This is a genomic window from Brevundimonas vancanneytii (genome assembly GCF_901421975.1).
Lineage (GTDB): Bacteria > Pseudomonadota > Alphaproteobacteria > Caulobacterales > Caulobacteraceae > Brevundimonas > Brevundimonas diminuta.
Map to the genome: position 1 here is coordinate 2,209,782 of NZ_LR588407.1, position 26,561 is coordinate 2,236,342.

Here is a 26,561-nt window from a genome sequence, read left to right on the forward strand (position 1 = left end):
GTTGATGAACCGTTTCGCGCTTGTGTCGCTCTACCGCAGCCTGATCCGCCACCCGCTGTATACGGCGGTGAACGTCGGCGGACTGGCGATGGGCATCGCCGTCTTCATCCTGCTCGGCCTCTATGTGCGGTTCGAGACCAGCTTCGAGACCTGGCTGCCCCAGCATCAGACCGTCTATCAGATCCAGAACGAGTGGAACCTGCCCGGCAGTCCGTTCAACGGCGTCATGCCGAACACGCCCAGCGGCCTGCTGGAGATGATTCAGGAGGACTTCCCCGAAGCGACGGGAACGCGGATCCTGACCTCGGGCAAGATCATCCACAACGGCGTGGCGACATCAGAAAACATCGCCCACGTCGACCCTGACTTTCTCGACATCTTCCGTCTGGAGATGGTGCGCGGCGACGCCCGTACGGCGCTACGCGACCCGGCCAATCTGCTGCTGAGCGAGACGGCGGCGAGACGCTATTTCGGTTCCGCTGACCCGATCGGCCGCACCCTCGCCCTGTCCGACGGCGAAGACGCCCAGCCGCGCAAGGTCGTGGGCGTGTTCCGCGATCTGCCCGCCAACAGCGGGCTCGCCTTCACCGCCCTGACGCCGATCAAGGCTCCCACGCCCGACGACATGGCGATGTGGCGCAACCTCGGCGCGCTCACCCTTACGACCTATCTGCGTTTCGAGACCCCTGCCCAGGCCCGCGCCTTTTCTCAGAAGCTGCCCGCCTTCGTCGAGCGCCATGGCGGCGACCTGGGAGAAAAGCCGTCCGACACGCTGCGCTATCTGCTGACGCCGATCGCAGACCTGCGCCTCGCCCCCGGCGGCAGGGCTTCGGACAGTCGCCGCCAGACCATCGCCATGCTGGGCCTCGTCGGCCTGCTGGCCCTGGTCATCGCCGTCGTCAACTATGTGAACCTGGCCGTGGCCCGCGCCGGACTGCGTGCGCGTGAAGTGGCGATGCGCAAGGTGGTCGGCGCCTCGCGCGGGGCGCTGATCCGACAGTTCCTGGGCGAGGCGATGGTGCTGGTCACCCTGGCCGCCCTGGTCGGACTGATCCTGGCGGAGCTGGGACTACCGCTGATCAACGCCGCCGCCGACCTGTCCCTGACCCTGCCCTACGGCGTGGTTCTGCCCGTTCTGGCGTTACTGGTCGTCGTCATCGGCGCCGTGGCGGGCTTCTATCCGGCCGTCCTGCTGTCGCGCTATCCGGCCGCCCTGGTGCTGGCCTCGGCCCGTTCGCCCGGCGGTGGGCGCGCGGGAGCGCGTGTGCGCGAAGCCCTGGTCGTCCTGCAGTTCACCCTGGCCACCGGATTCATCATCGCCGCCGGGGTGCTGTTCGCCCAGATGCAGCACGTCCGCAGCGCCGACCTGGGCTTCCAGCGCGAAGGCCTGCTGATCGTGCCCGCCATGACGGATTCCAGTCTGTCGGAAAGTCAGCGCCTGGCGCTTCTGGCCGCATTTCGCGACATTCCGGGCGTCACCCATGTCACCACAGGCACCCTCGCCGCCGGCGGCTCCTACAGCCACTCCGCCGAGAACATTCAGCTTCCCGGCGTGCCTGGCGACGGCCCGAGCCTGCGCAAGATCGCCATCGGGCCGGATTTCTTCCAGACCTACGGCATGACGCCAGTCGCCGGCCGCGTGTTCGACCCGAACTATCGAAGCGATGACTCCACCGAGACCGAACGGGTCGGCGGCTTCAACATCGTCATCAACCGCAAGGCGGCCGAAACCCTCGGCTTCGCCTCGCCCCAAGACGCGATCGGCAAGACGGTCGGCGGCGGCCGTCCCCGCACCATCGTCGGCGTGGTCGAAAACGCCCGCTTCTTCTCGCCCCGCGCGACCATCGACCCGGCGGTCTATGTCTACAAGGCGCGCATTCCCGACTGGCCGATGGCGACCCTGCGTTACCAGGGCGATCCCCGTCAGGTGATGGAGCAGACGCGCGCCGTCTGGCGGGAAATGGCGCCCAGCACGCCCTTCGACGGCGCCCACGCCGACCGCCGCCTGATCGAACTTTACGCCGCCGACGACCGCGCCGCGCGCCTGTTCGGCATGGGCGCCGGGCTGGCCATCCTGATCGGCTGCGTCGGCCTGTGGGGCCTCGCCTCCTTCAGCACCCAGCAGCGGGTGAAGGAGATCGGCATCCGCAAGACGCTGGGCGCCTCGTCCTCGGACATCGTCAAGCTGTTGGTGGCCCAGTTCCTGCGGCCGGTGCTGATCGCCAACCTGTTCGCCTGGCCGCTGGCCTTCTTCGCGGCGCGCACCTGGCTGGCGGGCTTCGACGACCGCATCGCCCTGTCCCCGGCCTACTTCATCGGCGCCAGCATCGTGGCCGTGCTCATCGCCGTGCTGACCGTGCTCAGCCAATCGGTTCGAGCCAGCCGCGCGGCCCCGGCATGGGCCCTACGCCACGACTAGAACGCCCTTCGCCCTCGCCGCGAGCGGCCCGCTTAGCGGCGAGGGCGCCCCGAGACCCAGATAGAGCCATTGCTGGATACGCCGCTTCATCGGCTCGCCGTGGGGCATCAGGCTGGCGACGTTGAGCGAGGAGACTCCCGCCGCCTCAGCCAGATCCGGCGATCGCCTCGACTCTCGCCGAGGTCGCCAAGGAGTTGAACCGCGAGGCGGGAGAGATCACCCGTCGCCTTGATCAGTTGGAAGAAGCCCCTGCGCGCAAGTCGCTCTTTGAGCGCATCATGATCCGGGCGCGTGACAGGCGAACGATCTTGCGAGCATTCTCATCGGCTGTAAGTGCGTACGGTCAGGATGGAGCGCGGCGCCAGGCCATACATCGATCCCATGGGAGCGTCTTCGACCATGGCGACGCCATATCAGGTTTTTCGACCGCCGCTTACGGCTCCGCGCCGAGCCCGGTCAGTCCGTAAGGAAGCCGGCGAGCGAGGCCATGTCTGAAGCGCAGTGGCCGCCGTAGATCGGGCGCCACTCCGTCTGCACCCCGTGTTTGGCCGCTCGTTCCGCCAGCAATCTAGATCCCTCATAGTTGCCGTAGGCGTCGTAGAGACCGTTGGACAGATAGAGTGCGGGGAAGTCCGGCTGTCCGTCGTCGAAACATTTGGCGCAGGTTTGGCGTGGCGTTAACGGAGAGCGGGCCTCGTCAGGGGTTGGCTTTTAGGCGGCGAGCTTGCGGTGCTGCAAGCGGCGATGTTCGATGGTCTGTTTCTTGATGGCGGCGCGCTGGGCGTGGATCTGCCGATCGCGGCCAAAGTAGGCATCTGCGGGCGTCACATTGCCCAGGCTTTCGTGATAGCGCTGGTGGTTGTAGTGCTCGATGAAGGCTTCGATCTGGGCTTCGAGATCGCCGGGCAGGTAATAATTCTCCAGTAGGATGCGGTTTTTCAAGGTCTGGTGCCAGCGCTCGATCTTGCCCTGTGTCTGGGGGTGAAAGGGGGCGCCGCGCACGTGGCTCATGGACTGGGCCTCGATATAGGCGGCCAGTTCGCCCGCGACATAGCTCGGGCCATTGTCCGAGAGCAGGCGCGGCATGTGCAGCACGGTGGCGCTGTCACAACCTGATGCGGCCAGCGCCAAGTCCAGCGTGTCGGTGACATCGCCCGCCGTCATGGTGGTGCACAGCTTCCACGAGATGATGTAGCGGGAATAGTCGTCGAGCACGGTTGAGAGGTAAACCCAGCCCCAACCGATCAGCTTGAAATAGGTGAAGTCGGTCTGCCACATCTCGTTTGGTCGCATCGTCTTGGTGTGGAACTCGTCGCGGGCCTTGATGACGATATAGGCTGGGCTGGCGATCAGATCCTGTGCCTTGAGCAGGCGATAAACCGTGGCCTCGCAGACAAAGTACTGCTTCTCATCGGTAAATTTGGTGGCCAACTCGCGGGGCGAGAGTTCGCTTTCCTCCAGCGCCATGTCGATGATCTGTTTGCGCACATTCTCGGGCAGCCGGTTCCATACCCGGCTTGGCGCCGAGGGGCGGTCTTCCAGCGCCTCAGGCCCACCATCAAGGTAGCGGGCATACCAGCGGGCAAAGGTGCGGCGTGGGATGCCCAGTTTCTCCAGCGTCTGTCGGGTGGGCAGATGGGATTGCTCGACGAGGCGGATGATCTCGAGCTTTTCTGCGGCGGGATACCTCATTCTTGGTCGCCCCCATCCGCGATCATGCTTTTTTTAAGCAGGCGGTTCTCGAGCGTCAGGTCGGCCACGCATTCCTTGAGAGCCAGTGCTTCACGGCGCAGATCCTTGACCTCGTCACTGGTGGCGGCACGGGCCGTGTCCCCGGCCAGACGGCGTTTGCCAGCCTCAAGGAATTCTTTTGACCAGGAATAATACACGCTCTGGGCGATGCCTTCGCGGCGGCACAGTTCAGCGATGCTCTCCTCGCCGCGCAGGCCTTCGAGCACGATGCGGATTTTATCCTCGGCCGAGAAATGCCGGCGTGTGGCACGGCGAATATCTTTCACCACCACCTCGGCGGGCTTCTTGGTGGGCTTGGCAGCCAATTTTGGGCTGGAGGGATTGGGTCTCATCTGCGTTCCTTACGTCACTGCGACGAGACCCAATCCCTCCATTATCCGCAACCCCAGATCTGTGCCAAAGGCGCTGACGCCGAACAAGAGCCGATGTTTGCGGATGAATACGCTCCGCTGGCCAACCCCGCTCTTGGGATCAAAGGTCTGGAAGATCTGGAACAAGCCCCCTTGATCCACTTCGAATGGAAGAAAAAGCACCCCCTCAATCCGACCTGGGCGCATTGGTTTGAAACGATCGGTTCGCCCCCGCCGTCAAACCTCGGCCATCTCAAGTTCAACGACGAGAGCCATGCCATCCAGGCTGCGGTGGCGGGTCAGGGCGTCGCCCTCCTCAGCCTGCCGCTCGTGGCCGACGAACTCGCCGCGGGCCATCTCATCTCCCCCTTTGGTCCGGTGCTGAAGGGCTTCACCTATCACCTTGTTATGCGCCAGGACCGGTCAACCCATCCCAATGTCCAGGCGGTCGTCGACTGGCTCCGATCAGAAGCCGCGAACATCAAGGCCATCCGCCTTCCCCTTCCAACAAGCGCCGGTTGAGGTCGTCAAAACAGAAGCCCGCCAGGAACGATGCTCCCGAAAAGCGCAGACGATGGTTCGCAACACGGCCTTCGATTTCGGGGCCGTCAGCGTCGAGTGAAACACGATCTCTGATGATGGCAACGGCGGCAAACCAAACCGCTCGCCGATATGCGTCAGTCGGCGTGGAAGGAGTTCTGAATATTCAATCCAGCCAACCTCAAGACGATGCTCCCTCCGCCCAAAGAGCCGTTCGCTCTGAGCAGCGGACAGATGTCTCAGACCTCATGAGGCTGTCTCACCAGCGCAAGGCGAAGCGCCCAATAAGAGCGCCGATCGCGCCGACGGCGGCCACGCCCAGGGTGTACCAGGTGGCGACGAAGGCGACCGTGGCCTCGGGACAGTGCAACAGACCGTAGGCGGTCGCCGCCACGGCGCCGGTCATCACGCCCAGCGCCGCGCCGCCCGCCGACGGCCGTGTCGGCGCCAGACGCCGGGCCGACAGATAGACGAACGGGGCCGTCACGGCCGAGATCAACAGGATGTTGCGACCGCAGACGTCCCACGTCCGGCCCAGCCATACGGCCATACGTTGGTCCGGCGTCGTCAGCGCCAATTCAATCGCGCCAGCGGTCGTCGCGACCGCCACGACAGCGAACAGGAGCATCGCGGCCGGGCGAACGTCCGCACCGGGCCGCCCCAGTCGCGTCGTCAGGCGCAGGGCGGCCGCCGCCAGGGCCAGGGTGTAGAGGCCTTTCAGCCAAGGCGTCAGTCCGCCCATGGCCTGGATCAGATCAGGACGGACGCCCAACAGCACGACCACGCCGACGACTGACGCGACGACGGCGGCGGCCAGCAGCAACGAACTGGCGCGCGCAGGCTTCACTGGCTCCAGCCCGAAGGCCAGGGCGTCGATCAGGTCGTCAGTCTTCATCAGCGGACACGCTGGCGGTCAGGGTCTTCATGGAGCGATGGACGCTGACCTTGGCCGCGCCCTCGGTGAATCCATTGCGCGCCGCCGCCTCGGCCAGACTGTAGCCGCCGATGCGGACATCCTCGATCAGTCGGCGCTGGCGCAGCGGCAGGATGGACAACACGCGCCGCAGGTCGCGACGCACGGCGCCGTCCTCGACCGTATGCTCGGCCAGCAGAACCGAGGCGTCCTCCAGCGGAACGTCGTGCCGACGCCCCTGACGGCGCAGATGGTCGATCAGCTTGTAGCGAGCGATCGCATAGGCCCATGCCGTGAACGGCAGCGACCGGTCATAGGTCGCCCGTTTGGCGTGAATGGCGATCAGGCAGTCTTGCACGAGATCCTCCGTATCCGCCTCGCGACCGATCAGACGGCGCTTGAAGAAGGGCGTCAGAGCGCCGCGCATCTCCATCAACAGGGCGCGCCAAGCCACGGGGTCGCCGTCGAGCCCCCGCACCATCAACCTCTTCAGTTCGGCTTCTCTGTCGACCACGCCCTCCACCATTCGCGTCGGCCGGGTCAAAGGTTACACGCCCAAAGGCCCCGAACGTCGAAATATTTTTCGTAACCCGCCGCCCCTCGCCGTCGAACCCTCCTGAGTCAGGCCGCCTCGATCCCGGGCGGCCCCTCACAGGAGACGATCCGATGAATATCCCCGCCAAGCTTCTGGTCGCCGCCGGCGCCCTGCTGGCCCTGGGCGCGAACGCCGCCGTCGCCCAGACCATCCCCACGGCCGAGCAGGAACGCGGCATGGAGAAGTGCTACGGCGTCGCCAAGGCCGGTCAGAACGACTGCGCCGCCGGCCCCGGCACCACCTGCGCCGGCACGTCGACCCGCGACTATCAGGGCAACGCCTGGAAGCTGACCCCGCGCGGCACCTGCACCGCGATCAAGACGCCTAAGGGCAACGGCTCGCTGAGCCCGATCCCGAACCGCTGATGTCCGCCGCACCGACCGCCGGGCTGGGTCTGAAGCCCCAACACTACGCCGAGGCCGAGGCCTGCCCGGCGGTCGGCGCCCAGGACGGCCTGTGGTTCGAGGTCCACCCCGAGAACTACATGGTCGCGGGCGGGCCGCGCTTGACCTGGCTGGAGCGCATCCGTTCGCGCCGGCCGCTGTCCCTGCATGGGGTCGGCCTGTCCCTGGCCGGGGACGAACGCCCGGATCGCGAGCATCTGGCCCGATATCGCGCCCTGATCGACCGCTTCGAGCCCTTCGTGGTGTCCGAGCACCTGGCCTGGTCGCAACGGGGCGGGGTCTATCACCCTGACCTGCTGCCCGTTCCGCGCAGCCGCGAAATGCTGACGCTGGTCTGCCGCCACATCGACGAAGCGCAGAACGCTCTGGGGCGCCGGCTGCTGATCGAGAACCCAACGGCCTATCTGCCGATGGCGGGCCACGACTGGGACGAGGTCGACTTCCTGACCGAGATCGCGCGTCGCACCGGCTGCGGTCTGCTGATCGACGTGAACAACGTCCACGTCAGCGCCGCCAACATGGGCTTTTCCGCCGAGGACTGGATCGATCGCGCGCCGGGCGAACTGGTGGGAGAAATCCACCTAGCCGGCCACAGCCACGATCCGACATGGGGCGAGGCCTTGCTGATCGACAGTCATGACGCCCCCGTCGCCGAGGCCGTCTGGCGCCTGCATGAACGGCTGATCGCCCGCATCGGCTCCCGACCGACCCTGATCGAGCGCGATGGCCAGATTCCCGATTTTTCCGAACTGCTGTCCGAGCAGGCCCGCGCCGCCCAGACCCTTGCTCAAGCGCAGTCTCAGGCCTCTTCGACAAGGACGCCGGCATGACCGCCTTTCACGCCGCCTTCTCGATCGCGCTGGAGGGTCGTTTCGGCGACCTGTGGCCGCACCTTGAGCCGGACGAGCGCACGCTCGGCGCCCTGGCCGTCTATCGCAACACGGCGACCAAGGGCTGGATCGACGCCCTGGAAGCCAACTACCCGACCATCGTCGACATGGTCGGACGCGACTGGTTCCGGGCTGTCGCGCGCGAATACGTCGAGGACGAGCCCGCCATGTCTCCTGTTATGGCCGCCTATGGAGAAGGCTTTCCCGCCTGGCTGGCCCGCTTCGAGCCCGCGCGTCCGATGGCCTACCTGGCGCCTGCCGCTCGCCTGGACCGCGCCTGGACCGAGGCGCACCTGGCCCAGGACGCCCCGGTGATGAACGCGCACCAAGCCGCCAACCTGGGCCTGGCGCTGACCGGGACGACCGCCCGCCTTCTCCCGTCCGCGCGCCTGTTCTGGTTCGACTGGAGCGCGCCGTCGTTGTGGCTCGCACACCGCGCCCCGCACGCCGGGGCGGAACTGTCCTGGCGGCCGACGCCCGAGGGGCTGCTGATCCATCGCCCCGAGGATCATGTGCTGATGCACCGCCTGTCCCGCGCCCAGTGGGCCTTCCTGGACGCCGGCCGCCGCAGCGCCTCCTTCGCCGCCTCCGCCATGGCGGCCCAGGCCGCCCAGCCCGGCGTGGATATGCCCGCCCTCTTCGCCGAACTGATCGCCTTCGGCGTCTTCATGTCCCCCTCTTGCCCGAGTACGCCTTCATGACCGCCCTCGCCCGCCTGCACCGTCGTTTCGCCACGGCCGTTCCCGAATGGTTTCTGGCGCTTCTTTTGCGCCTGGGCGTCGCCGCCCCATTCTTCATGTCTGGACGCACCAAGGTCGAAGGTTGGCTGACCCTGTCGCCCTCAACCCACTACCTCTTCGCCGAAGAATACCGCGTGCCGCTGCTGGCGCCTGAAACGGCGGCCTACCTCGCGACCTATGCCGAACATCTGCTGCCCATCCTGCTGGTGCTGGGCCTGCTGACACGTCCGGCGGCGCTCGGCCTGTTGCTGATGACCCTGGTGATCCAGATATTCGTCGCGCCCGGCGGTTGGCCGACGCACCTGTTATGGGCCGGCCCCCTCGTCTACCTGATTGCGCGCGGCCCCGGCGCCCTCAGCCTGGACCGCACCCTGCACATCGACTGAAGCTGCAACAGCAGGCCGCACGGTCCGAGCCTGCATGAGATGAACTATGCGGCCGCGTGACCTGCTGCTGGTGCGGGCGCGCGACGTGCAAGGGGCCTGCTGGCCGTAGGCGAGGAGAGGTCCGCAGTGAGCGCTGTGCTGTTCAGCGCCTAGGGCAAGGCCAGCACCTTCAGCCTGACGGCCAGTCGGCGACTTGCTCTGGCGGCCGAGACAGACGTCACGCCCCTGTTCCTGACAAAGCGGGGCCCTGCACCAGAACGGCCGAGATCCACTGGTCTGTGGAATCCTGCGCTTCAGGCCTCTGAAAGGCGGAGCGCCGAGGCGCTCTCGAATGCTGCATCTTGAATGTAATCTGTGTCGTTTCAGACCGTAACCGGGCGAACATTCAGAACGATCGCGACACGCCGATATCGGCGGCGACCCGGCGATAATCGTAAATCCCAACGGTCGAGTTGTTGCGCTCTAGCGTGACGCGAACGGTAGGAGCGAAGCCGTAAGCCGTGAGGGCGCGGAACGTCATGCCGAGACGACCTGTGGCGAGCCATTCGCGACGCTTGTCGGGAAAAAGAAATAGTCTCTCGTCGCCTTCCGTATGACGCAAGCCTGCCGAAGCGAAGGCCGTCCCCCACCGCGTTTCGCGCCACCCTCCCAAAGTCATCCCCCCTGCCCAGCTGGCATAGCCGGGATCTGCTGCGCCTTGCCGCGTGATAGAGGCCGAAAACGAAACGCCCGAGCGCACGTCCAGCGCCCGCTCGTAAGCCGCCGACAGGTCGTGGATGTACCCATCCTGCAGCGGGTTGACGTCGTATCGAGCTGCGCTGACGCTGTATGAAGTGATCAACTGCGAACGCGCGTCCATCGCCCGCACCCAGTCGAAGGCTACGGCCGAGGTTTGGGCATAGGGCTCGTTTCCCAACCAGCGCCAAGTCTGACCTACGGATGCGGTGAAACGGTTCGCTTGGCCGCGTCGTTCCACGCCCAGCAGCGCCGAAGCGGAAACATCGTTGAACTGGCTCTGCCTGTAGACGCTGCCCTGCACGGCTCCACGTGGGATGAGCGACCACCCTTCGGTCACGGGCAACCGTCCAAAGACCTGGGACATGGCGCGAAGTCCAGCGCCAGAACGCGCCCGAGCATCATCAGACAGAGTCAGGGGAGCGATGACCGTGTCCAGTATCCGCGCCTCAGTGGCGCGGTTGATATTGCTGTCGGGCGCCACGGCGATTTCGAAGACGCCACCGAGGCGTTTCTGACTACGCAGGGCGCGGGCGAAGCGATCGACCATGGCGGCGGCTTCATCGGGAACGCCCGAGGCCTGCGCCTGACGCAGTTCGCGGCGGGCCTCCTGTTCGCGCCCGATGGCGGCTAGCATCCGCGCCAGCTCCAGCCGGGCCGCCAAAACTTCCGGCTTTTCGTCCAGCAGGGCACGGAACATCACCGCCGCCTCGACGTATCGGCCCGTATCGGCGAGCAAGAGCCCATGCCGATAGCGCGCCTCGGCCCGAATATCGGCGTCAGCGTCCTTGGCCAACGCCTCATAGATGGCGATCGCGTCTACAGCGAAGTCGGCCGCCTTGCGAGCGTCGGCTAAGGCGAAAAGTTGGGCGGCGCTGACCCCTTCCACCACATCCTGCGCAGAGGCCGCTTCCGGGGCGAAAGCGATCAGCGCCGCCGTTGCCGCTCCGCAACAAAACCTGTGACGCCAGCGAACGGGCCTGGCTTCCCCTGACGTCACTGGCGACGCGCCACGGTCACGCCGTTGATAACGAGTCCGCCCGTCTGCACGCGCTCGGGCGCATAGATGTGGAAATCACCCGCCAGTTCCTCTCCGGTAGGACCGTAGAAGCGTGTGCTGATCTGGCCGATCTCTGCATCGCCCTCGAGAATCGAGCCCGTATTGCCATTCCAAAAGAGTCGGCCGCCGAATTCATAGCGACCAAAATCCAGCATTTGCCCCGATGCCTTGCTGTTCAAGACCAGGGCGCCGGTGTAGGCCTGTTTGGAGAAGTCCACATCAAAGCTGGATGTCCCGCCCACATCGTACATGGCCCCGGTTGTCCGGTTAGCTCCAGCGCCATAGACGACGCCTTCGTAACGCGCGCTGCCCGTGCGGCGAGTGAGCATGCTGTCGCGCGTCGCCAGGCCGTACACGAAGTGATGTCGCTGAAACTCCACACTTCCAGGATTGTTGACCTGACTGGCCCACCGCCCCAGGCCGACATAGGTCAACGCGAGCTCTGCATTCGACGATCCCAGCTTGTACAGTTGCATTTTGACATCCTGAGCACCGAACGTCTTTGCGTAGTGAACAAAGTTCGGATCGTCGCCCGTCACGATGTCTGCAGCCGTAAAATTGCCCCCGGCCATAGAGGAAAGGCCCGGACCAAAGCTGAAATTGCCGTTTGTGCGATCATTGAACTGACCGACCAAGGGAATCTGCGATACGCTATGGACGACATTCGACGGCGAGGCCCTGTCAACCAACAAGGCGCGGCCGCTGGCATAGAAGACTTGCGGCACGGCGATGTCTGTCATCCGCAAGTTCACGCCCGCCGCTCCGTCGCGCTGCCCCGTAAAGCTTCCTACGGCCGTCGCCCCATCCGCATTGGACGTGCTGAAGCTGGCCCCCACCTCTTCGCTTCCGGGTCCAAAAAATCGCCCTGAAATAGTCCCCGCCGTATTGGCGTTGAACGAACCGACCGTGGCGTAACCCGAGAACGAGCCGTCGCCACTGCTCAAGCGGCCGCTTGCGGCCATCTCGATGCCGCCCCCGACAATGCCCTGGCCCGTTAATAGCGCGGTTTCTTGCAGATAAGAATGAGCTGCAAATTCTCCACCTAGGCTCAGGACTCATAGCCAAAAGAGCACTGTAGCGGCGAGGGCTATGGCGGAGAGGAAGACGTTCGGGCACCGATCATAACGCGTGGCAACGCGTCGCCAGTCTTTCAGACGACCGAACATGATTTCGATGCGGTTGCGTCGTTTGTATCTGCGCTTGTCATACCGGATGGGCTCGGTGCGGGTTTTACGTCCGGGGATGCAAGGTGTGATCCCCTTGGCTTCCAAGGCGTCCCTGAACCAATCCGCGTCATAGCCCCTATCGCCCAGCAGCCACTGGGCTCGGGGTAGACTATCCAGAAGAGCCGCCGCGCCGGTGTAGTCGCTGACCTGACCAGCCGTCACAAACAGGCTAATGGGGCGTCCATTCGCATCGGTGACGGCGTGCAGCTTGGTATTCATCCCGCCTTTGGTCCGTCCGATCAGTCGCCCGAGGCCCCCTTTTTTACCCGCAGGCTCGAAGCCGTACGGTGCGCCTTTAGATAGGTGGCATCGATCATGACGGTCCGGCGCTCGGCCTGTGCGCCAGACAGGCCCTCCATCATCCGAACGAAGACGCCAGCCTCGCTCCACCGCTTCCAGCGATTGTAGAGCGTCTTGTGAGGCCCGTAGGCTGGCGGCGCATCGCGCCAGCGCAGGCCGTTGCGGTTGACGAAGATGATCCCGCTCAACACCCGTCTATCATCCACCCGAGGTTTGCCGTGGCTCTTAGGGAAATAGGGCTCCAGCCGAGCCATCTGCTCGTCCGTCAGCCAATAAAGATCGCTCATAATCCAGACTCCTCAGGAGCCTGAATCAGATCGCACGCCGCAATTCAATGGGTCCTGAGCCTAGGCTCAGGACTCATAGCCAAAAGAGCACTGTAGCGGCGAGGGCTATGGCGGAGAGGAAGACGTTCGGGCACCGATCATAACGCGTGGCAACGCGTCGCCAGTCTTTCAGACGACCGAACATGATTTCGATGCGGTTGCGTCGTTTGTATCTGCGCTTGTCATACCGGATGGGCTCGGTGCGGGTTTTACGTCCGGGGATGCAAGGTGTGATCCCCTTGGCTTCCAAGGCGTCCCTGAACCAATCCGCGTCATAGCCCCTATCGCCCAGCAGCCACTGGGCTCGGGGTAGACTATCCAGAAGAGCCGCCGCGCCGGTGTAGTCGCTGACCTGACCAGCCGTCACAAACAGGCTAATGGGGCGTCCATTCGCATCGGTGACGGCGTGCAGCTTGGTATTCATCCCGCCTTTGGTCCGTCCGATCAGTCGCCCGAGGCCCCCTTTTTTACCCGCAGGCTCGAAGCCGTACGGTGCGCCTTTAGATAGGTGGCATCGATCATGACGGTCCGGCGCTCGGCCTGTGCGCCAGACAGGCCCTCCATCATCCGAACGAAGACGCCAGCCTCGCTCCACCGCTTCCAGCGATTGTAGAGCGTCTTGTGAGGCCCGTAGGCTGGCGGCGCATCGCGCCAGCGCAGGCCGTTGCGGTTGACGAAGATGATCCCGCTCAACACCCGTCTATCATCCACCCGAGGTTTGCCGTGGCTCTTAGGGAAATAGGGCTCCAGCCGAGCCATCTGCTCGTCCGTCAGCCAATAAAGATCGCTCATAATCCAGACTCCTCAGGAGCCTGAATCAGATCGCACGCCGCAATTCAATGGGTCCTGAGCCTAGGAAGTCCACGTCAAAACTGCCATCGCCTTGATAGACGACAGGCTCATATCCGGGAGCAGCCGTCACGCCGAAGACGTCAATGCTGTAGCGCGCGGTCCCGGTGCGCGGCATCGCGGATGCAGGCGTATCCAGACCATAGACGAAGGTGCTGAAGCGGTCGTTCTGGCGACCATCCGCCGACGAGAAACGTTGCCAATAGCCCATGCCGACATAGCGGTTACTGATCGAACTTGAATAGGGCGTGGTCACAAGGGTCAGCAACTGGGCGCCATCTGCACTGCGCTGCTCGTACTTTGCCTCTCCTTGAATGTTGGATTTCTGGTCAGACGGACGGAAGGTCGCGCTTTCACCATTCACGAAGACCGTGTAGCTCTTCAGAGCGGCGTCATAGGCCACCTGTAGATTGGCCGAACTGCCGCTTGCAGACACCACCGTCCCGTTGCGGAGGTCAAAAACGGCCTGCTGGTTGTTACCTACAGCGTTAAATGTCTGACTCACCGTTAAATTGGTGATGCTGCTGTTGCTCGGCGGAGGTGTGATCGGGACGATCGGATCCATGCCGCCTCCACCTCCACCGCCGCAGGCGGCCAACGCGCTTGTCGTCAGGACGGCAATAACCATTGAGAAAAGGCGCATGTCGCTCCCCCGCACGTGCAAAAAATCGACCAACATCGATCGCCACACTGTGTGCCTTAGTGTCGAGATACAGTTCCCGCAAGCTTAGAGATTAAGGGCACCTTCGAAAATTTGGCGTTGGATTCACGAAGCATGACGCCAGGCGCGCGGCACGCGCCATCCCTGTACAGAGAGCGAGTCGGGCAGCGCTGAATCCTTTGATGAAGAATCGGCACACCGCTGCGATTCTAAGGGCCTCCGCTGCAAGCACTTAAAATCGGACCTTCCTCGTGATGCGAGGGGGAAAGTCGTTCCAGGTGCTGGATAGGACTTCGCTCTCAGGGCGAAGGCTTGGAGAAGCATCAATGGCTACTGGCGACTTCATAGTCCGATCACTTCGTGTCCCGCGGCCTCGGACGCCCGTCTCCGCGCCTCTACGCCCTCACCCTTCCGCCGCGGGCAGCTCCAGCACCACCTTCAGGCCGCCCATGTCGCTGTCGCCTAGGGTGACGCGACCGCCGTAGGCGCGGGTCAGTTCGTCGACGATCGACAGGCCCAAACCTGTGCCGGGCGTGTCCTCGTCCATGCGGGTGCCGCGTTTCAGAGCCGTGTCGCGCTGGTCGGCGGGCAGGCCGGGGCCGTCGTCCTCGACCACGGCGATCATCTGGCCCGGCGTCGACGGCCCGGCCGAGATGCGGACCCGGCGGCGGCACCATTTGGCGGCGTTCTCGATCAGATTGCCGAAGATCTCCTGCAAGTCCTGACGCTCGCCCAGGAAGGCCAGGTCGTCAGGGGCGCGCCAGTCGATCTCGACGCCCTTGGTCTCGAACACCCGCTCCAGCATGACGGCCATCTCGTCCAGCACCTCGGCGACAGTGGTGCGCTCGCCCAGGCCGTGGGCGGCGCGGGCGGCGGCGCGGGCGCGGCGCAGGTGGTGGTCGACCTGATCCTGCATCACCTTGGTCTGGCGGCGGATCAGGTCCGGCAGCGGTCCTTCCTGCGTCCCGGCCTCGGCCAGCATGACGGCCAGAGGAGTCTTCAGGGCGTGGGCCAGGTTGCCGACGTGGGTGCGCTGACGCTCGACCGTTTCCTGATTGTGCGCCAGCAAGCGATTGACCTGTTCGGCCAGGGGCTGGATCTCGACCGGATAGGCGCCCTCGACCCGATGCGAGCGGCCCTGGCGCACGTCGGAAATCTCGTCGCCCAAATCAAAGAGCGGTCGCAGGCCCACCTGCACCTGGATGAAGACCGCCGTCACCAACCCCGCCCCCAGCAGCAGCATAGCGATCCAGGTGACGGTGGCGAACTGTCGGGTGTCGGCGTCGACGTCCGAGCGGTCGATCCCGGCGAAGAAGATCACCGGCCGGTCGCGGCCGGGCAGCTGCTTCATGCTGGCGGCGATGCGCAGGGGCTCGCCCTTGGGGCCGTCCTCGGCGTTGTAGCTGATGGTCTGGCCGAAGGCCGAGCGCAGCCGGTTGGTCAGGTCAGGGCCGTGCTCTAGCTCCGCCTCGCCCAGAGAGGCCGAGTGCGCCAGAACCTGCATCCCGCCCGTCGGCGTCGGCTCGGCCACCATCCAGTATTTTCCGGACAGCAGGCGTTGGGTGCGGGCGTCCTGAATCTCGCCGATGAAGACCTCGCCCTCGGGCGTTATGGTGGCGGCCACCACCGCCTCGTCGATGGTGTCGCCCAGGATATTGCCCAGGCGGCGCAGGGCCGACTCCTGAAACACCGCGGTCAGCACCACGGCCGCCGCCGCCAGGGCGATCAGAATCCACGCCGCCGCCAGCCAGATCAGCCGCCGCGTCAGCGAGCGGCCGGGCCGACCGAACCAGCGGCCCCATTGCGCGCGATCAGGCTTGGTCTGGCTTCGGGATTGGCCCGTCATGCGGCGCTCAGGCCGCGTCGCTCTCGCCGGCCAGCGGCGACAGGCGATAGCCCAGGCCACGCACGGTCTCGATACGGTCGGCCCCGATCTTCTTCCTCAGGCGGCCGACGAAGACCTCGATGGTGTTGGAGTCGCGGTCGAAATCCTGATCGTAGAGGTGTTCGACCAGTTCAGTCCGGCTGATGACCCGGCCCTGATGCATCATCAGATAGTGCAGCAGGCGATACTCCAGGCTGGTCAGGCGCAGAGGCTCGCCGTTGACCGTGGCCCGCGCCGCGCGCGGGTCCAGGCGCAGTCCGCCGCAGCTCAGCGTCGCCGCCGCATGGCCGGCCGAGCGGCGCAGCAGGGCGCGCAAGCGCGCCAGCAGTTCTTCCGTATGGAAGGGCTTGGTCAGATAGTCGTCGGCCCCGGCGTCGAAGCCCGCCACCTTGTCCGACCAGGCGCCGCGCGCGGTCAGGATCAGCACCGGCGTCGCCTTGCCTTCACGGCGCCAGCGCTCCAGCACCGACACGCCGTCGATCTTGGGCAGGCCCAGGTCCAGCACCACCACGTCATAGGGTTCGGTGTCGCCCAGGAACCAGGCTTCCTCGCCGTCCGGGGCGTGGTCGACGGCGTATCCGGCGTCGGTCAGGGCGGTCTTCAGCTGGCGCGACAGATCGACGTCGTCCTCGACAAGCAGAACCCGCATTCAGTCGTCCCCGCGAACCCGGCCGGAGCGGCCGTCAACCTGGATGTCCGACACGCGGCCGCCCGGATATTCCCAGCGCACCACATAGTCGCCGCCGCGCTCCTGCACGCCCAGCATCCGGCCGGGACGGCCCGACTGGACGCGGCGCGCCACGTCGCCGGGATTGGCGCGCGGGCCGCTGTCGCCGCGCGGCATGTCGCGCAGGCCTTGCCCCGGATAGTTCGGTCCGGAGGAGCTGCGGAATTGCTCCCGGCGATCATCGTCGCGATCCCGGTCGCGGCCGCGCGACTGAGCCGCCGCGTCCGTCAACGGGACGAGGGCGATCAGGCCGGCCAAAAGAAGGGCTCGAATACGCATCATGGATCGCGGTCTAAATCAGGGCCTCTGAACAGCGGCTGAACGCGCAGTCTACCGGTGTTCAGTCCAAAGAGGAACGTCGAGGGATGGAATCTCCGTCGCGGTTTCACACGCGAACCGCCCAGCATGACCACAATGTCACGCTGATGAACCCTATCTGAAGCGCGCCGTTCAGACGCGGCTCAGGCGCGGCGGGGTCATCTGGCGTCAACGCAGCCGATCGGTTGCGTCCAGATGAAGGAGCCCGACCATGGCCAAGTTCAAAACCCTGATGATCCCCGTCCTGGCCGCGACGACGGCCGCCGTCGCCCTCGGCGCCGCCCTGCCCGCCGCCGCGCAATCCTATCGCCACGCGCCGGTCTACGAGAGCCGCCACGACGGCTGGCGGTCGATCCACCAGCGCAAATACAATCTGGACCGCCGCATCGACCAGGGCGTCCGCACCCGCCAGCTCAGCGTCCGCGAGGCCAGCCGCCTGAAGAACGAGCTGAACAGCCTGGTGCGGCTGGAGCGCGCCTATCAGCGCGACGGCCTGAGCCGCCGCGAACGCATGGAGCTGGACCGCCGCTACGACGCCCTGTCGGCCAAGATCCGCTATGAGCGCCGCGACCACAACGGCCGCCGCTGGTAAGCCAGACAGGCGCCGACCTTCGAAAGGCTGCGGGAGACGTCCCGCAGCCTTTTTCGCGTCTGCTCCACTTAAGGAGGGCGGCCGGGCTGGAGGACGGCGCCCCGCCTGCCTATCTTGGCCTTATGTCCATCGCCCGTCTTGATAGTCGCGCCCTGATCCGCGTCAGCGGCCCCGACGCCCGCCCCTTCCTGCACAATCTGCTGACCCAGGATGTGGAGACATTGCAACCGGGCGAGCTTCGCTTCGGCGCCCTGCTGTCGCCGCCGGGACGGCTGCTGTTCGACCTGTTCATCTGGGGCGAAGAGGGCGGCGTCGTCCTGGACGTCGCGGCCGAACGGCGCGACGCTCTGGTCCAGCGGCTGAGCCTCTACAAGCTGCGCGCCCAGGTCGAGGTCATGCCCATCCCCGACGCGGTCTTCGTCGCCTGGGGCGCGGATGTTCCCGAGGGCTTCGTCGCCGACCCGCGCCTGCCCGGCCTGGGCGGTCGCCGCTGGGGCGATCAGAGCGAGACCGACGCGGTCGAGGCCGACTGGCAGGCGCACCGCCTGGCCCTGGGGGTGCCCGATCCGACCGAAGACGCCCTGATGGACAAGACCTATCCGATCGAGGCGGACTTCGACCTTCTGAACGGCATCGACTTCCACAAGGGCTGCTTCATCGGTCAGGAGACGACCTCGCGCATGAAGCGGCGCGGCACGATCAAGAACCGCATGATGGCCATCACCTTCGAGGGCCCCGCTCCCGAACGCGGCGTCGAGGTGCTGAAAGGCGAACTGCGCGCGGGGGAAGTCATGACCGGCGCCGAGGGACGCGCCATCGCCCTGATGCGGCTGGACCGCATGGACGGCGATCTGACCGTCGAGGGCCGCCCCGTGCGGGTCGAGAAGCCTGACTGGATCCCTAATTTGTAAGGGAAAATCCGACAGAACGGAAAATCTGCTTGTCGCGATGTAAAAGTTGCTTGACGAAAACGCGACCTCATTGGTAAAGCTCACTTGTCAACACGACAGGGGAGCTTGTCATGAACACCGAAATCACCACCGCCGCCGGCGCCGTCGCCGCCGACAAGAAGAAGTTGGACGACCTGACCGTCGTCCTGTGCGCCCTGACCGTGGTCGGGGTCAGCGCTGCCTCCGCCACGCCGTTCTGGCCTGAAGCCTGGGGCCGCGCGCCATCGATTGGCGTCGTCGTCCTGGCCGCCGGGCTGGCCGTCTTCCTGGCCCTGCACACCCTCTACTGGTGGCGCGCGCTGGATGAGGCCGCCAAGGAAGCCCACAAATGGGCCTGGTGGTGGGGCGGCAACCTGGGCTTCATCGGCGGCGGCGCGGCCGTCGTCATCGCCGCCCTCGCAGGGGTGAACCTGCTGCCCGCCGCCGTGCCGCGCACCGATGCGGCCCTGATCGCCCTGGGCGTCGCCGCCGCCTTCGCCGCCCAGGCCGTCGGCTACGGGATCGCCTGGTGCGGCTGGTGGATCGCCCGCCGATGACCAGCGCCTTCATCAACCGCCTCAAGGTCTTCCGCGCCGAGCGCGACTGGACCCAGGCCGATCTGGCCGAACGCCTCGGCGTCTCGCGCCAGACCGTCCAGGCGCTGGAGAAGGGCCGCTACGACCCGTCCCTGCCGCTGGCCTTCCGCATCGCCCGCCTCTTCGGCCAGCCGATCGAAGCCATCTTCATCGCCTGACCCCGCCTGCCCTTCTCATCTCAATCGACACATCGAAATCCAAAGGACCGTCATCATGTTCAACCTGTTCTCGACCGCCGCCGACCGTTTCTCGGGCTTCGCCATGGGCGTCTGCGGCGCCCTGCTGATCAGCCTGGCCGTCCAGGCCGTGCCGACCTTCGGCCGCTCCGCCGAAACCCCGGCGGCCGCCGTCGCCCAGATCGTCGCCCGCTGATCCCTCTTCACGCCTCGTCTTCCCGCTCCCAGCCCCTGTGCTGACGAGCTTTCCGTCGCCCGCATCTGAGCTCGGCGACGCCTGCCCCCCCTACAATCCAAGGACACTGCAATGACCCTCGCACGCCGCATGGGCCAATCGGCCAACCATGTCTCGCGCTTCGCCGCCGGCATTCTGGCGGCGCTGGCCGCCTCCGCCGCCCTGGCCGCCGCGCCCGGCGTCGCCCACGCCGAACAGGCTGCGCCCGCCCCCGCCGTCGCCCCCATCCCCCGCGCCGAGGGCGCCGGTCCGCCGCTGTGGGTGGTCAAGGACGCGGACTCCACCGTCTATCTGTTCGGCACGGTCCATCTGTTGCGACCCGGCACGGCCTGGGGCTCGGACAAGGTGGACGCCGCCTTCGCCAGCGCCTCGGACATCTGGGTCGAGATCGCCGACCAGGACGATCAGGCCGTAGTTATGCCTGTGATCCAGCAGCACGGCGTTGATCCGTCCCGCCCCCTGTCGTCGATCCTGTCGGCCGAGGACTTCGCCGCCTTCGACAAGGTCGCCCAAGCGAACGGCGCCAGCGCGGCCGCCCTGGACGCCTACCGCCCCTGGCTGGCGGCCTTCATGATCTCCATGTCCGGCCCGACCGAGGCCGGCTATCGATCTGAAGCGGGCGTCGACAAGACGCTGATGGATCGCGCCCGCTCCGAAGGTAAGGCGCTACACGGCTTCGAGACCGCCGACATCCAGGTGCGCCTGATCGCAGGCATGAGCGAAGAGGCCCAGGTCGCCTATCTGAACCACTTTGTCCGCAACACCGACCGCATCGTCGCCAACCTGGATGAAACCGTGGCCGCCTGGCTGAAAGGCGACATCGCCGAAACGGGCCGTCTGAACCGCGCCAACACCCGCGACGTGCATGAAGACATCCACCGCGCCGCCCTGATCGACCGCAACAGCGACTGGACCCGCCAGATCGAGGCGATGATGAAGGGTTCAGGCACGGCCTTCGTCGCCGTCGGCGCCGCTCACCTGATGGATCAGGACAGCGTCATCGACATGCTGACCGCGCGCGGCTTCACGGTCGAGCGGCTATAGGACGCCCCGCACAACCCCATGAAGGCCCGGCGGAAACGTCGGGCCTTTTCGCTTGCGCCGCCAGAACATTCCAGCAACATCGCGCCATGACCGAATCCGAAAAGGCTGAAGGCCGCTGCGGCTGGTGCGGGACGACGGACCCGCTCTACATCGCCTATCACGACACCGAATGGGGCGTGCCCGAGTACGACGCCCGCGCCCTATGGGAGAAGCTGGTGCTGGACGGTTTTCAGGCCGGGCTGGCCTGGATCACCATCCTGAGAAAGCGCGAGGGGATGCGCGAGGCCTTCGACGGGTTCGATCCCGAGATCGTCGCCCGCTATGGCGAGGCGGACCGCGCGCGCCTGCTGGCCGACCCGCGCATCATCCGCTCACGCGCCAAGATCGACGCCGCCGTCAACGGCGCCCGCATCTGGCTGGACATGAGGGATAGCGGCGAGGATTTCTCAGCCTGGCTGTGGTCCTTCGTCGGCGGCCAACCGCTGGTGAACCAGTGGGACCATTTCCGCGAGGCCCCGCCCCAGACCGCCGAAAGCCATGCCATGGCCAAGGCCCTGAAGGCGCGCGGTTTCAAATTCTGCGGCCCCGTCATCAGCTACGCCTTCATGCAGGCGGTCGGCATGGTCAACGACCACCAGACGACGTGCTTCCGGCATCGGGAGGTTCAGCTTGGCAGAAATCCTAACGTCTGATCCGCCACCTGCAGCTATCCGCTTCGCCTCTTAGGCCATTAAGCGCCCAATCTCCCTACACCGGTGGGGCGCGCTCTTCGTTTCTGGGTGGTGCGTGCCGCCAGGCTGGCTGACGGGCATAGGAAAACCCGTCTGCCACATTGGGACTCAGACGGGCCTAATGAGCCGAGGCTCGCATCCTAGATGGGAATGCGAGCCCGGATTGCAAGACTGCGCGCCAATCGCCCGCTCCCGGCGCAGCCTTTCTCACGCGGATGTCATTGTTCGAGAATCACCGTTTCGCAAACGTCTTGGACGGCATTGGAGCCGCATGGGAGGAAAATATGATCAAGAAGCTCGCAATCGCTGGCACGCTTGCAGGTTCAATGCTGGTCGGTGTCCCCGCCGCCAACGCCAGCCCGCAAGCATGCATGCGGCAGTACGATGCTGCCGTAACTGCCTGTGCTGAGGCTGGGCAAGGTTATGGCAGCGCCTGTGAACAGGGCGCTGCCGTTGTAATGCAAGACTGCTTGAAGAGGCTGGTTCGAGTCGACTCGTAAGGACATCGCCCCTGGCCCGCTCTCTTCGGAGGGCGGGCCTTTCTTCGTTTCCGGCGTCGCGTTTCAGCCGAGAACTCGGCCTGCCAAAACGGCTCGGACCACGCCAGCATCGTCGATTGCAGTGATCTTGCTCACGATGAGTTCTTACGCTGCCTCCCCCCAAACACCATCCTACGCAGGTGCTTTATTTGCGGCGGATCCATTACACGCCGTCTTCCTCCAGAGGCATCCGCTTTAGCTGCCCACTGGAAACATGGAACCGCGCTTTTGCGACACGCACCGCATATGGCCCGGCCGGCTGGACAAGATCGCGGTCGATTTCGCCGCATAATAACAATCCGCTATCGGTCAGTGCATAGGCGTGATGCGCGTCTACGGCGAACGCCCGGTTGAGGAATGTAAGCGTGGCGGGATCAAGGTCTGCGATCGGCTTGCGATAGGTTCCTCTAAACAGCATGTGGCCGTTTGCATCGATCAAGAGCTGGTCATGTACGCCGCGCGCCGTGTCTGGGTCGATCTTGCCGGGTTTGGCGACCGGCTTGCCGCGATAGAGCAGCGTTTCTCCCATGCGCGCAAATGTGTGTCCGAGCGCCTTCACGGCCGCAGCATCGTCAATATTGCGCTTGCGCGCGCCTTCCACGATCAGCCCGTTCGCATCACGGGCATAGGCGCCGCCGAGCACCTCGAAGCTCGTCATGTCGGCCCTGACGATGGCCAGCTCCGACATTGGGACTTTGCTGTCAAAATAGTAGGCTTGCCGTTTGTCTCTGAACCACGGGCCGTCAATAATCTCAAAGCTTGCGGGGTCAGCCCTCTTCACAGGCTCCTGTCCGTACCGTTCCAGCCCCGGCGTGAAGTAACGCAGCCCGTGCCTGTCCCGCCCGAAAACATCCGTGAGATGGCGGAAGCTGTCATGATCAAAATGATCGAGCGACACCCATTCACCGTCACACGGCGCCTCCGGCTTGACCAGGATTCTGGTCCCGTCGCTGTAGAAGGGGCCGCCGACCGGCGTCAGTTGATCGGTCGATTGGGGTGCAGCCTCTCGCCGGGCCTTTTCCTTGCGCCACCAGCCATCGGCGATTTCAGGGCGTTCCTCAAAATAGCGGCTCCAGTGATCGAATTCGCCTGAAACGGATTGAGGCTGCCCCGCATAGTATGGCCGGTCTTTGTCATAGGCGCGATATTGGCCGGCGTCAGAGGCGCAGGTGAAGCTGTCTCGATCCGCGCCCAGGATCGGTTTATTCTCCCAATAGATGCTGTTTTTTGTCTGCAAAATATTGGCCTTCATCGCCAATGGAATGAAAGCTCGGCGCATCTGCGCCTTCGATTGCGACGCCATAAGCATAGACCTTACGGCTGTCCTTTGCGTAGTGGCTCTCCCACACATGGATACCGGGCTTTTGTCCCCTCCCGTAATAGTAGGAGACGATCCCGAATGTACCGGGTTCTTCCGTCGGCAGCCGAAGATTGGTGATGTAGTAACCTGCGGCCTTGTCCGCTCCATAACGTTCATTCAACACAAGAAAGCTGTCTGGATCAGCCCCGCGCGCGACAAACCAGAAGCGCTTCGTGGACGTCTCGCCTTGCCCGTAAACACGGCTGTCGTCGCGAAACCACCGGTCGCCAAGCTGACGAAAGCTCGAGGGATCGACCCCGTTCAGCGCCGCGCCATTGCGGTCAGAGATCGGCTCGCCGTCCACGAAGACATGAGCGCCATCATGCACATAGCGGATGGTCGGGAAGCATCGCTCGCAAATGTAATGCGCGATCCAATCGGAATTCGCGAAAGGGCCGATACGCGGATCAGCCTCGATCGCTTGTCGCAGCGCCCCAAGCTCCCGGCGCATGCTGAACGAACCAGAGATAACTAGATCCAAGCCGTCATGGGCTCTCAGATGATTGAAGAGTTTCCGATCTTCCTCGGGGGCGGGAAGGCCGTCATGCCGGTAAGCACTGGCGACCCAACTCGTATTGGCGAAATGAAGCTGTCTGTAGCGTTCATTGCATTGCCGCCATTGATCAAGCCTTGCGCCGAGCCGGGCTAGAACCTCCGCCCTCGGACGCCCGGCATCAAGAAACAGGCTTGCCGCATACCAATGAGCATAGGGAAACGGGAAAAGAGCATTGAGATCCGGCACCGTCGTCCTTCGCCAATTCTACAGGGTCATCTAAATCGCAGCAGCGAGGATAACACCGGGCGTTCAGCCTCCGCCAACGCATCCGCGCTCCACGTCGCGGCGTCGGGATTTTGGTCCACCACCAGGCGCGATAACGTCGACGTTCGAGGAATGAGGTCAACGCCGCGTCGGGCGATCTTGACCTTGCCGGCCAGGTAGACGCCATCGTCATAGCTTCTCAGTTTTGCCGGGGGCGCCTCTCGATAGGCCCCAGTCGCCTTTTCAGTCACCGCGACATAGAGCAGCGACGGCTCAGACCCGCTTCCGATCGTCGTCGAAATCTCCACAAGCTGACGGGCTGAATCCTTGACCTTCAGCAGGAAACGACACTGGCTCCCCGCATCGGCCACGGTCTTGGCCGTTCGGTCGATCAGCGCGCTGTCTTGCGGTTTCAGCGCCTTCAGACAGGCAATGAGGCCGTCGGCGGCGACCCTAAAGGCGTTTTCACCGACAAGTTCCTGGGGAACCCCAACAGCAACGGTACGAAACCACCAGTCATCCGGCGTGAATCTGGGCGGTTCTGCTTCAATTGTCCGTCGTCGAAACATTTGGCGCAGGTTTGGCGTGGCGTTAACGGAGAGCGGGCCTCGTCAGGGGTTGGCTTTTAGGCGGCGAGCTTGCGGTGCTGCAAGCGGCGATGTTCGATGGTCTGTTTCTTGATGGCGGCGCGCTGGGCGTGGATCTGCCGATCGCGGCCAAAGTAGGCATCTGCGGGCGTCACATTGCCCAGGCTTTCGTGATAGCGCTGGTGGTTGTAGTGCTCGATGAAGGCTTCGATCTGGGCTTCGAGATCGCCGGGCAGGTAATAATTCTCCAGTAGGATGCGGTTTTTCAAGGTCTGGTGCCAGCGCTCGATCTTGCCCTGTGTCTGGGGGTGAAAGGGGGCGCCGCGCACGTGGCTCATGGACTGGGCCTCGATATAGGCGGCCAGTTCGCCCGCGACATAGCTCGGGCCATTGTCCGAGAGCAGGCGCGGCATGTGCAGCACGGTGGCGCTGTCACAACCTGATGCGGCCAGCGCCAAGTCCAGCGTGTCGGTGACATCGCCCGCCGTCATGGTGGTGCACAGCTTCCACGAGATGATGTAGCGGGAATAGTCGTCGAGCACGGTTGAGAGGTAAACCCAGCCCCAACCGATCAGCTTGAAATAGGTGAAGTCGGTCTGCCACATCTCGTTTGGTCGCATCGTCTTGGTGTGGAACTCGTCGCGGGCCTTGATGACGATATAGGCTGGGCTGGCGATCAGATCCTGTGCCTTGAGCAGGCGATAAACCGTGGCCTCGCAGACAAAGTACTGCTTCTCATCGGTAAATTTGGTGGCCAACTCGCGGGGCGAGAGTTCGCTTTCCTCCAGCGCCATGTCGATGATCTGTTTGCGCACATTCTCGGGCAGCCGGTTCCATACCCGGCTTGGCGCCGAGGGGCGGTCTTCCAGCGCCTCAGGCCCACCATCAAGGTAGCGGGCATACCAGCGGGCAAAGGTGCGGCGTGGGATGCCCAGTTTCTCCAGCGTCTGTCGGGTGGGCAGATGGGATTGCTCGACGAGGCGGATGATCTCGAGCTTTTCTGCGGCGGGATACCTCATTCTTGGTCGCCCCCATCCGCGATCATGCTTTTTTTAAGCAGGCGGTTCTCGAGCGTCAGGTCGGCCACGCATTCCTTGAGAGCCAGTGCTTCACGGCGCAGATCCTTGACCTCGTCACTGGTGGCGGCACGGGCCGTGTCCCCGGCCAGACGGCGTTTGCCAGCCTCAAGGAATTCTTTTGACCAGGAATAATACACGCTCTGGGCGATGCCTTCGCGGCGGCACAGTTCAGCGATGCTCTCCTCGCCGCGCAGGCCTTCGAGCACGATGCGGATTTTATCCTCGGCCGAGAAATGCCGGCGTGTGGCACGGCGAATATCTTTCACCACCACCTCGGCGGGCTTCTTGGTGGGCTTGGCAGCCAATTTTGGGCTGGAGGGATTGGGTCTCATCTGCGTTCCTTACGTCACTGCGACGAGACCCAATCCCTCCATTATCCGCAACCCCAGATCTGTGCCAAAGGCGCTGACGCCGAACACCCGGCCGTCGTCGTCCCGCACTTCGGCCAGGCTTAGACTCTTTTCAGCAACGTCCAGTCCCTCCAGGTCTCCGAAGGCGAAACTGAAGTGATTGCGCCGGGCCAGCAGCGGATAGGCCAGGCCTTCCTGATGCGAATCCAGCGAGCCGGCCGCGACCTCGTGCAGGGAGGGTTTCCACAGGTGAAAGATGGTCCGGTCGATCAGCAGCACGCGTCGCGGACCTTCCTTGCGGCCCAACGCGCGCCCCAGCCGTGCGGCGAGCTCCAGGCCGCCTGCGCCGCCGCCGACAATGACGATCTCATGGTCCATGTTTTCTCCTCTCGGAACGAAGGCCGACAACACTCTTGAGGCGGATATGGATACGGCCGACGCCTGACGCGCCGGCCGCTCCGCGGATGCGACGATGTTTCGTATCGTCCGTCCGCGAACCCCCGCCTC

General features: G+C 64.6%; 29 protein-coding genes. 13 read left to right on the forward strand and 16 right to left on the reverse strand.

Going from position 1 to position 26,561, the window contains the following annotated elements; genetic code table 11:
* Window positions 1–4: 4 nt before the first annotated feature.
* Entirely contained in the window at window positions 5–2,419 is a 2,415-nt protein-coding gene (locus FGL25_RS10965) for an ABC transporter permease (RefSeq protein ID WP_138141700.1), read from the forward strand.
* Between the two features lie 711 nt (window positions 2,420–3,130).
* Here the strand turns inward: FGL25_RS10965 and FGL25_RS10980 are convergent.
* Window positions 3,131–4,503 (reverse strand): IS3 family transposase gene (locus FGL25_RS10980; protein ID WP_095046155.1). Its coding sequence is split into 2 segments (ribosomal slippage): window positions 3,131–4,146 and window positions 4,146–4,503, totalling 1,374 coding nucleotides; the frame shifts between segments, so codons are not numbered across the junction.
* Between FGL25_RS10980 and FGL25_RS10985 the strand changes: the two genes are divergently transcribed.
* Window positions 4,405–5,043, forward strand: coding sequence for a LysR substrate-binding domain-containing protein (locus FGL25_RS10985; protein ID WP_138141701.1), 639 nt, complete (start codon window positions 4,405–4,407; stop codon window positions 5,041–5,043). The genes FGL25_RS10980 and FGL25_RS10985 overlap by 99 nt on opposite strands.
* Before the next feature lie 277 nt (window positions 5,044–5,320).
* Here FGL25_RS10985 and FGL25_RS10995 read toward each other — a convergent pair whose 3' ends face one another.
* Window positions 5,321–5,956 carry an NrsF family protein gene (locus FGL25_RS10995; RefSeq protein ID WP_138141702.1) on the reverse strand — a complete coding sequence of 212 codons (636 nt, stop codon included), beginning with the start codon at window positions 5,954–5,956 and terminating at the stop codon, window positions 5,321–5,323.
* A complete protein-coding gene (locus FGL25_RS11000) occupies window positions 5,946–6,488 on the reverse strand; it encodes a sigma-70 family RNA polymerase sigma factor (RefSeq protein WP_076224277.1) in 543 nt (180 codons plus the stop codon). Before FGL25_RS11000 ends, FGL25_RS10995 begins: the two co-directional genes overlap by 11 nt.
* 152 nt (window positions 6,489–6,640) lie before the next feature.
* Here FGL25_RS11000 and FGL25_RS11005 point away from each other — a divergent pair, with 152 nt between their 5' ends.
* From FGL25_RS11005 to FGL25_RS11020, 4 genes are read left to right on the forward strand one after another with little or no spacing between them, the layout of a single operon-like run.
* On the forward strand, window positions 6,641–6,934 hold the full coding sequence (locus tag FGL25_RS11005) for a BufA1 family periplasmic bufferin-type metallophore (RefSeq protein ID WP_076224187.1): 294 nt from the start codon (window positions 6,641–6,643) through the stop codon (window positions 6,932–6,934).
* Entirely contained in the window at window positions 6,934–7,803 is an 870-nt protein-coding gene (bufB, locus tag FGL25_RS11010; protein ID WP_138141703.1) for an MNIO family bufferin maturase, read from the forward strand. The genes FGL25_RS11005 and bufB overlap by 1 nt, the downstream gene beginning before the upstream one ends.
* Window positions 7,800–8,564, forward strand: a complete 765-nt coding sequence (locus tag FGL25_RS16875) for an HvfC/BufC N-terminal domain-containing protein (protein ID WP_167493337.1) — start codon at window positions 7,800–7,802, stop codon at window positions 8,562–8,564. Before bufB ends, FGL25_RS16875 begins: the two co-directional genes overlap by 4 nt.
* Window positions 8,561–8,989: a DoxX family protein gene (locus tag FGL25_RS11020; RefSeq protein ID WP_088411320.1), complete on the forward strand. Its 429-nt coding sequence runs from the start codon at window positions 8,561–8,563 to the stop codon at window positions 8,987–8,989. Before FGL25_RS16875 ends, FGL25_RS11020 begins: the two co-directional genes overlap by 4 nt.
* 385 nt (window positions 8,990–9,374) lie before the next feature.
* On the opposite strand, the gene FGL25_RS11025 is transcribed toward FGL25_RS11020, so the two are convergent.
* From FGL25_RS11025 to FGL25_RS11060, 8 genes are all read right to left on the reverse strand, one after another.
* Window positions 9,375–10,613 (reverse strand): surface lipoprotein assembly modifier, encoded by a 1,239-nt coding sequence (locus tag FGL25_RS11025; protein ID WP_138141704.1) that lies wholly within the window; start codon window positions 10,611–10,613, stop codon window positions 9,375–9,377.
* Window positions 10,614–10,720: 107 nt separating this feature from the next.
* Window positions 10,721–11,746 (reverse strand): transferrin-binding protein-like solute binding protein, encoded by a 1,026-nt coding sequence (locus FGL25_RS11030; protein WP_138141705.1) that lies wholly within the window; start codon window positions 11,744–11,746, stop codon window positions 10,721–10,723.
* Between the two features lie 93 nt (window positions 11,747–11,839).
* Window positions 11,840–12,597, reverse strand: a protein-coding gene (locus FGL25_RS11035; RefSeq protein WP_099547418.1) for an IS5 family transposase whose coding sequence is annotated in 2 segments (ribosomal slippage) — window positions 11,840–12,276 and window positions 12,276–12,597 — 759 coding nt in all. Because the reading frame shifts where the segments join, the coding sequence is not laid out codon by codon here.
* 73 nt (window positions 12,598–12,670) lie between these two features.
* Window positions 12,671–13,428, reverse strand: a protein-coding gene (locus FGL25_RS11040; RefSeq protein ID WP_099547418.1) for an IS5 family transposase whose coding sequence is annotated in 2 segments (ribosomal slippage) — window positions 12,671–13,107 and window positions 13,107–13,428 — 759 coding nt in all. Because the reading frame shifts where the segments join, the coding sequence is not laid out codon by codon here.
* A 25-nt stretch (window positions 13,429–13,453) separates the two neighbouring features.
* Entirely contained in the window at window positions 13,454–14,050 is a 597-nt protein-coding gene (locus tag FGL25_RS11045; protein ID WP_138141706.1) for a hypothetical protein, read from the reverse strand.
* Window positions 14,051–14,549: 499 nt separating this feature from the next.
* Entirely contained in the window at window positions 14,550–15,992 is a 1,443-nt protein-coding gene (locus FGL25_RS11050; protein WP_088411317.1) for a sensor histidine kinase, read from the reverse strand.
* Window positions 15,993–15,999: 7 nt separating this feature from the next.
* Complete coding sequence (locus FGL25_RS11055) at window positions 16,000–16,680, reverse strand: response regulator transcription factor (protein WP_087141003.1); 681 nt, start codon at window positions 16,678–16,680, stop codon at window positions 16,000–16,002.
* Window positions 16,681–17,040: a hypothetical protein gene (locus tag FGL25_RS11060; protein WP_040344462.1), complete on the reverse strand. Its 360-nt coding sequence runs from the start codon at window positions 17,038–17,040 to the stop codon at window positions 16,681–16,683.
* Between the two features lie 247 nt (window positions 17,041–17,287).
* On the opposite strand from FGL25_RS11060, the gene FGL25_RS11065 reads away from it, so the two are divergent.
* From FGL25_RS11065 to FGL25_RS11090, 7 genes are all read left to right on the forward strand, one after another.
* Window positions 17,288–17,668, forward strand: a complete 381-nt coding sequence (locus FGL25_RS11065) for a hypothetical protein (protein WP_138141707.1) — start codon at window positions 17,288–17,290, stop codon at window positions 17,666–17,668.
* Between the two features lie 122 nt (window positions 17,669–17,790).
* Window positions 17,791–18,579, forward strand: a complete 789-nt coding sequence (gene ygfZ, locus FGL25_RS11070) for a CAF17-like 4Fe-4S cluster assembly/insertion protein YgfZ (protein ID WP_138141708.1) — start codon at window positions 17,791–17,793, stop codon at window positions 18,577–18,579.
* 110 nt (window positions 18,580–18,689) lie between these two features.
* Complete coding sequence (locus tag FGL25_RS11075; protein WP_138141710.1) at window positions 18,690–19,154, forward strand: hypothetical protein; 465 nt, start codon at window positions 18,690–18,692, stop codon at window positions 19,152–19,154.
* A complete protein-coding gene (locus FGL25_RS11080; RefSeq protein ID WP_046651697.1) occupies window positions 19,151–19,351 on the forward strand; it encodes a helix-turn-helix transcriptional regulator in 201 nt (66 codons plus the stop codon). Before FGL25_RS11075 ends, FGL25_RS11080 begins: the two co-directional genes overlap by 4 nt.
* 55 nt (window positions 19,352–19,406) lie before the next feature.
* A complete protein-coding gene (locus FGL25_RS16880) occupies window positions 19,407–19,565 on the forward strand; it encodes a hypothetical protein (RefSeq protein ID WP_157683775.1) in 159 nt (52 codons plus the stop codon).
* A gap of 111 nt (window positions 19,566–19,676) precedes the next feature.
* The gene (locus FGL25_RS11085) at window positions 19,677–20,648 is read left to right on the forward strand and encodes a TraB/GumN family protein (protein WP_138141712.1); all 972 of its coding nucleotides are present in this window, start codon (window positions 19,677–19,679) and stop codon (window positions 20,646–20,648) included.
* Between the two features lie 86 nt (window positions 20,649–20,734).
* Entirely contained in the window at window positions 20,735–21,340 is a 606-nt protein-coding gene (locus tag FGL25_RS11090; protein ID WP_138141714.1) for a DNA-3-methyladenine glycosylase I, read from the forward strand.
* A gap of 741 nt (window positions 21,341–22,081) precedes the next feature.
* On the opposite strand, the gene FGL25_RS16975 is transcribed toward FGL25_RS11090, so the two are convergent.
* The 5 genes from FGL25_RS16975 to FGL25_RS11110 form a co-directional block, all read right to left on the reverse strand.
* Window positions 22,082–23,197 (reverse strand): DKNYY domain-containing protein, encoded by a 1,116-nt coding sequence (locus FGL25_RS16975; RefSeq protein ID WP_197733835.1) that lies wholly within the window; start codon window positions 23,195–23,197, stop codon window positions 22,082–22,084.
* On the reverse strand, window positions 23,121–24,020 hold the full coding sequence (locus FGL25_RS16980) for a DKNYY domain-containing protein (RefSeq protein WP_197733836.1): 900 nt from the start codon (window positions 24,018–24,020) through the stop codon (window positions 23,121–23,123). Before FGL25_RS16980 ends, FGL25_RS16975 begins: the two co-directional genes overlap by 77 nt.
* Window positions 24,021–24,046: 26 nt before the next feature.
* Complete coding sequence (locus tag FGL25_RS11100; protein ID WP_138141716.1) at window positions 24,047–24,607, reverse strand: hypothetical protein; 561 nt, start codon at window positions 24,605–24,607, stop codon at window positions 24,047–24,049.
* Between the two features lie 56 nt (window positions 24,608–24,663).
* A protein-coding gene (locus FGL25_RS11105) for an IS3 family transposase (RefSeq protein WP_095046155.1) occupies window positions 24,664–26,036 on the reverse strand; the annotation gives its coding sequence in 2 pieces (ribosomal slippage) (window positions 24,664–25,679 and window positions 25,679–26,036; 1,374 coding nt in all).
* A gap of 9 nt (window positions 26,037–26,045) precedes the next feature.
* A complete protein-coding gene (locus FGL25_RS11110) occupies window positions 26,046–26,432 on the reverse strand; it encodes an FAD-dependent oxidoreductase (RefSeq protein ID WP_252970134.1) in 387 nt (128 codons plus the stop codon).
* Between the last annotated feature and the right edge of the window lie 129 nt (window positions 26,433–26,561).

Bases quoted from the DNA above. Each gene is read 5' to 3' on its own strand.
- FGL25_RS10965 (WP_138141700.1), top strand. From the start codon at position 5: ATGAACCGTTTCGCGCTTGTGTCGCTCTACCGCAGCCTGATCCGCCAC.
- FGL25_RS10985 (WP_138141701.1), top strand. From the start codon at position 4,405: ATGCCGGCGTGTGGCACGGCGAATATCTTTCACCACCACCTCGGCGGG.
- FGL25_RS10995 (WP_138141702.1), bottom strand. From the start codon at position 5,956: ATGAAGACTGACGACCTGATCGACGCCCTGGCCTTCGGGCTGGAGCCA.
- FGL25_RS11005 (WP_076224187.1), top strand. From the start codon at position 6,641: ATGAATATCCCCGCCAAGCTTCTGGTCGCCGCCGGCGCCCTGCTGGCC.
- bufB (WP_138141703.1), top strand. From the start codon at position 6,934: ATGTCCGCCGCACCGACCGCCGGGCTGGGTCTGAAGCCCCAACACTAC.
- FGL25_RS16875 (WP_167493337.1), top strand. From the start codon at position 7,800: ATGACCGCCTTTCACGCCGCCTTCTCGATCGCGCTGGAGGGTCGTTTC.
- FGL25_RS11020 (WP_088411320.1), top strand. From the start codon at position 8,561: ATGACCGCCCTCGCCCGCCTGCACCGTCGTTTCGCCACGGCCGTTCCC.
- FGL25_RS11030 (WP_138141705.1), bottom strand. From the start codon at position 11,746: ATGGCCGCAAGCGGCCGCTTGAGCAGTGGCGACGGCTCGTTCTCGGGT.
- FGL25_RS11045 (WP_138141706.1), bottom strand. From the start codon at position 14,050: ATGGATCCGATCGTCCCGATCACACCTCCGCCGAGCAACAGCAGCATC.
- FGL25_RS11050 (WP_088411317.1), bottom strand. From the start codon at position 15,992: ATGACGGGCCAATCCCGAAGCCAGACCAAGCCTGATCGCGCGCAATGG.
- FGL25_RS11055 (WP_087141003.1), bottom strand. From the start codon at position 16,680: ATGCGGGTTCTGCTTGTCGAGGACGACGTCGATCTGTCGCGCCAGCTG.
- FGL25_RS11060 (WP_040344462.1), bottom strand. From the start codon at position 17,040: ATGATGCGTATTCGAGCCCTTCTTTTGGCCGGCCTGATCGCCCTCGTC.
- FGL25_RS11065 (WP_138141707.1), top strand. From the start codon at position 17,288: ATGGCCAAGTTCAAAACCCTGATGATCCCCGTCCTGGCCGCGACGACG.
- ygfZ (WP_138141708.1), top strand. From the start codon at position 17,791: ATGTCCATCGCCCGTCTTGATAGTCGCGCCCTGATCCGCGTCAGCGGC.
- FGL25_RS11075 (WP_138141710.1), top strand. From the start codon at position 18,690: ATGAACACCGAAATCACCACCGCCGCCGGCGCCGTCGCCGCCGACAAG.
- FGL25_RS11080 (WP_046651697.1), top strand. From the start codon at position 19,151: ATGACCAGCGCCTTCATCAACCGCCTCAAGGTCTTCCGCGCCGAGCGC.
- FGL25_RS16880 (WP_157683775.1), top strand. From the start codon at position 19,407: ATGTTCAACCTGTTCTCGACCGCCGCCGACCGTTTCTCGGGCTTCGCC.
- FGL25_RS11085 (WP_138141712.1), top strand. From the start codon at position 19,677: ATGACCCTCGCACGCCGCATGGGCCAATCGGCCAACCATGTCTCGCGC.
- FGL25_RS11090 (WP_138141714.1), top strand. From the start codon at position 20,735: ATGACCGAATCCGAAAAGGCTGAAGGCCGCTGCGGCTGGTGCGGGACG.
- FGL25_RS16975 (WP_197733835.1), bottom strand. From the start codon at position 23,197: ATGCGCCGAGCTTTCATTCCATTGGCGATGAAGGCCAATATTTTGCAG.
- FGL25_RS11100 (WP_138141716.1), bottom strand. From the start codon at position 24,607: ATGTTTCGACGACGGACAATTGAAGCAGAACCGCCCAGATTCACGCCG.
- FGL25_RS11110 (WP_252970134.1), bottom strand. From the start codon at position 26,432: ATGGACCATGAGATCGTCATTGTCGGCGGCGGCGCAGGCGGCCTGGAG.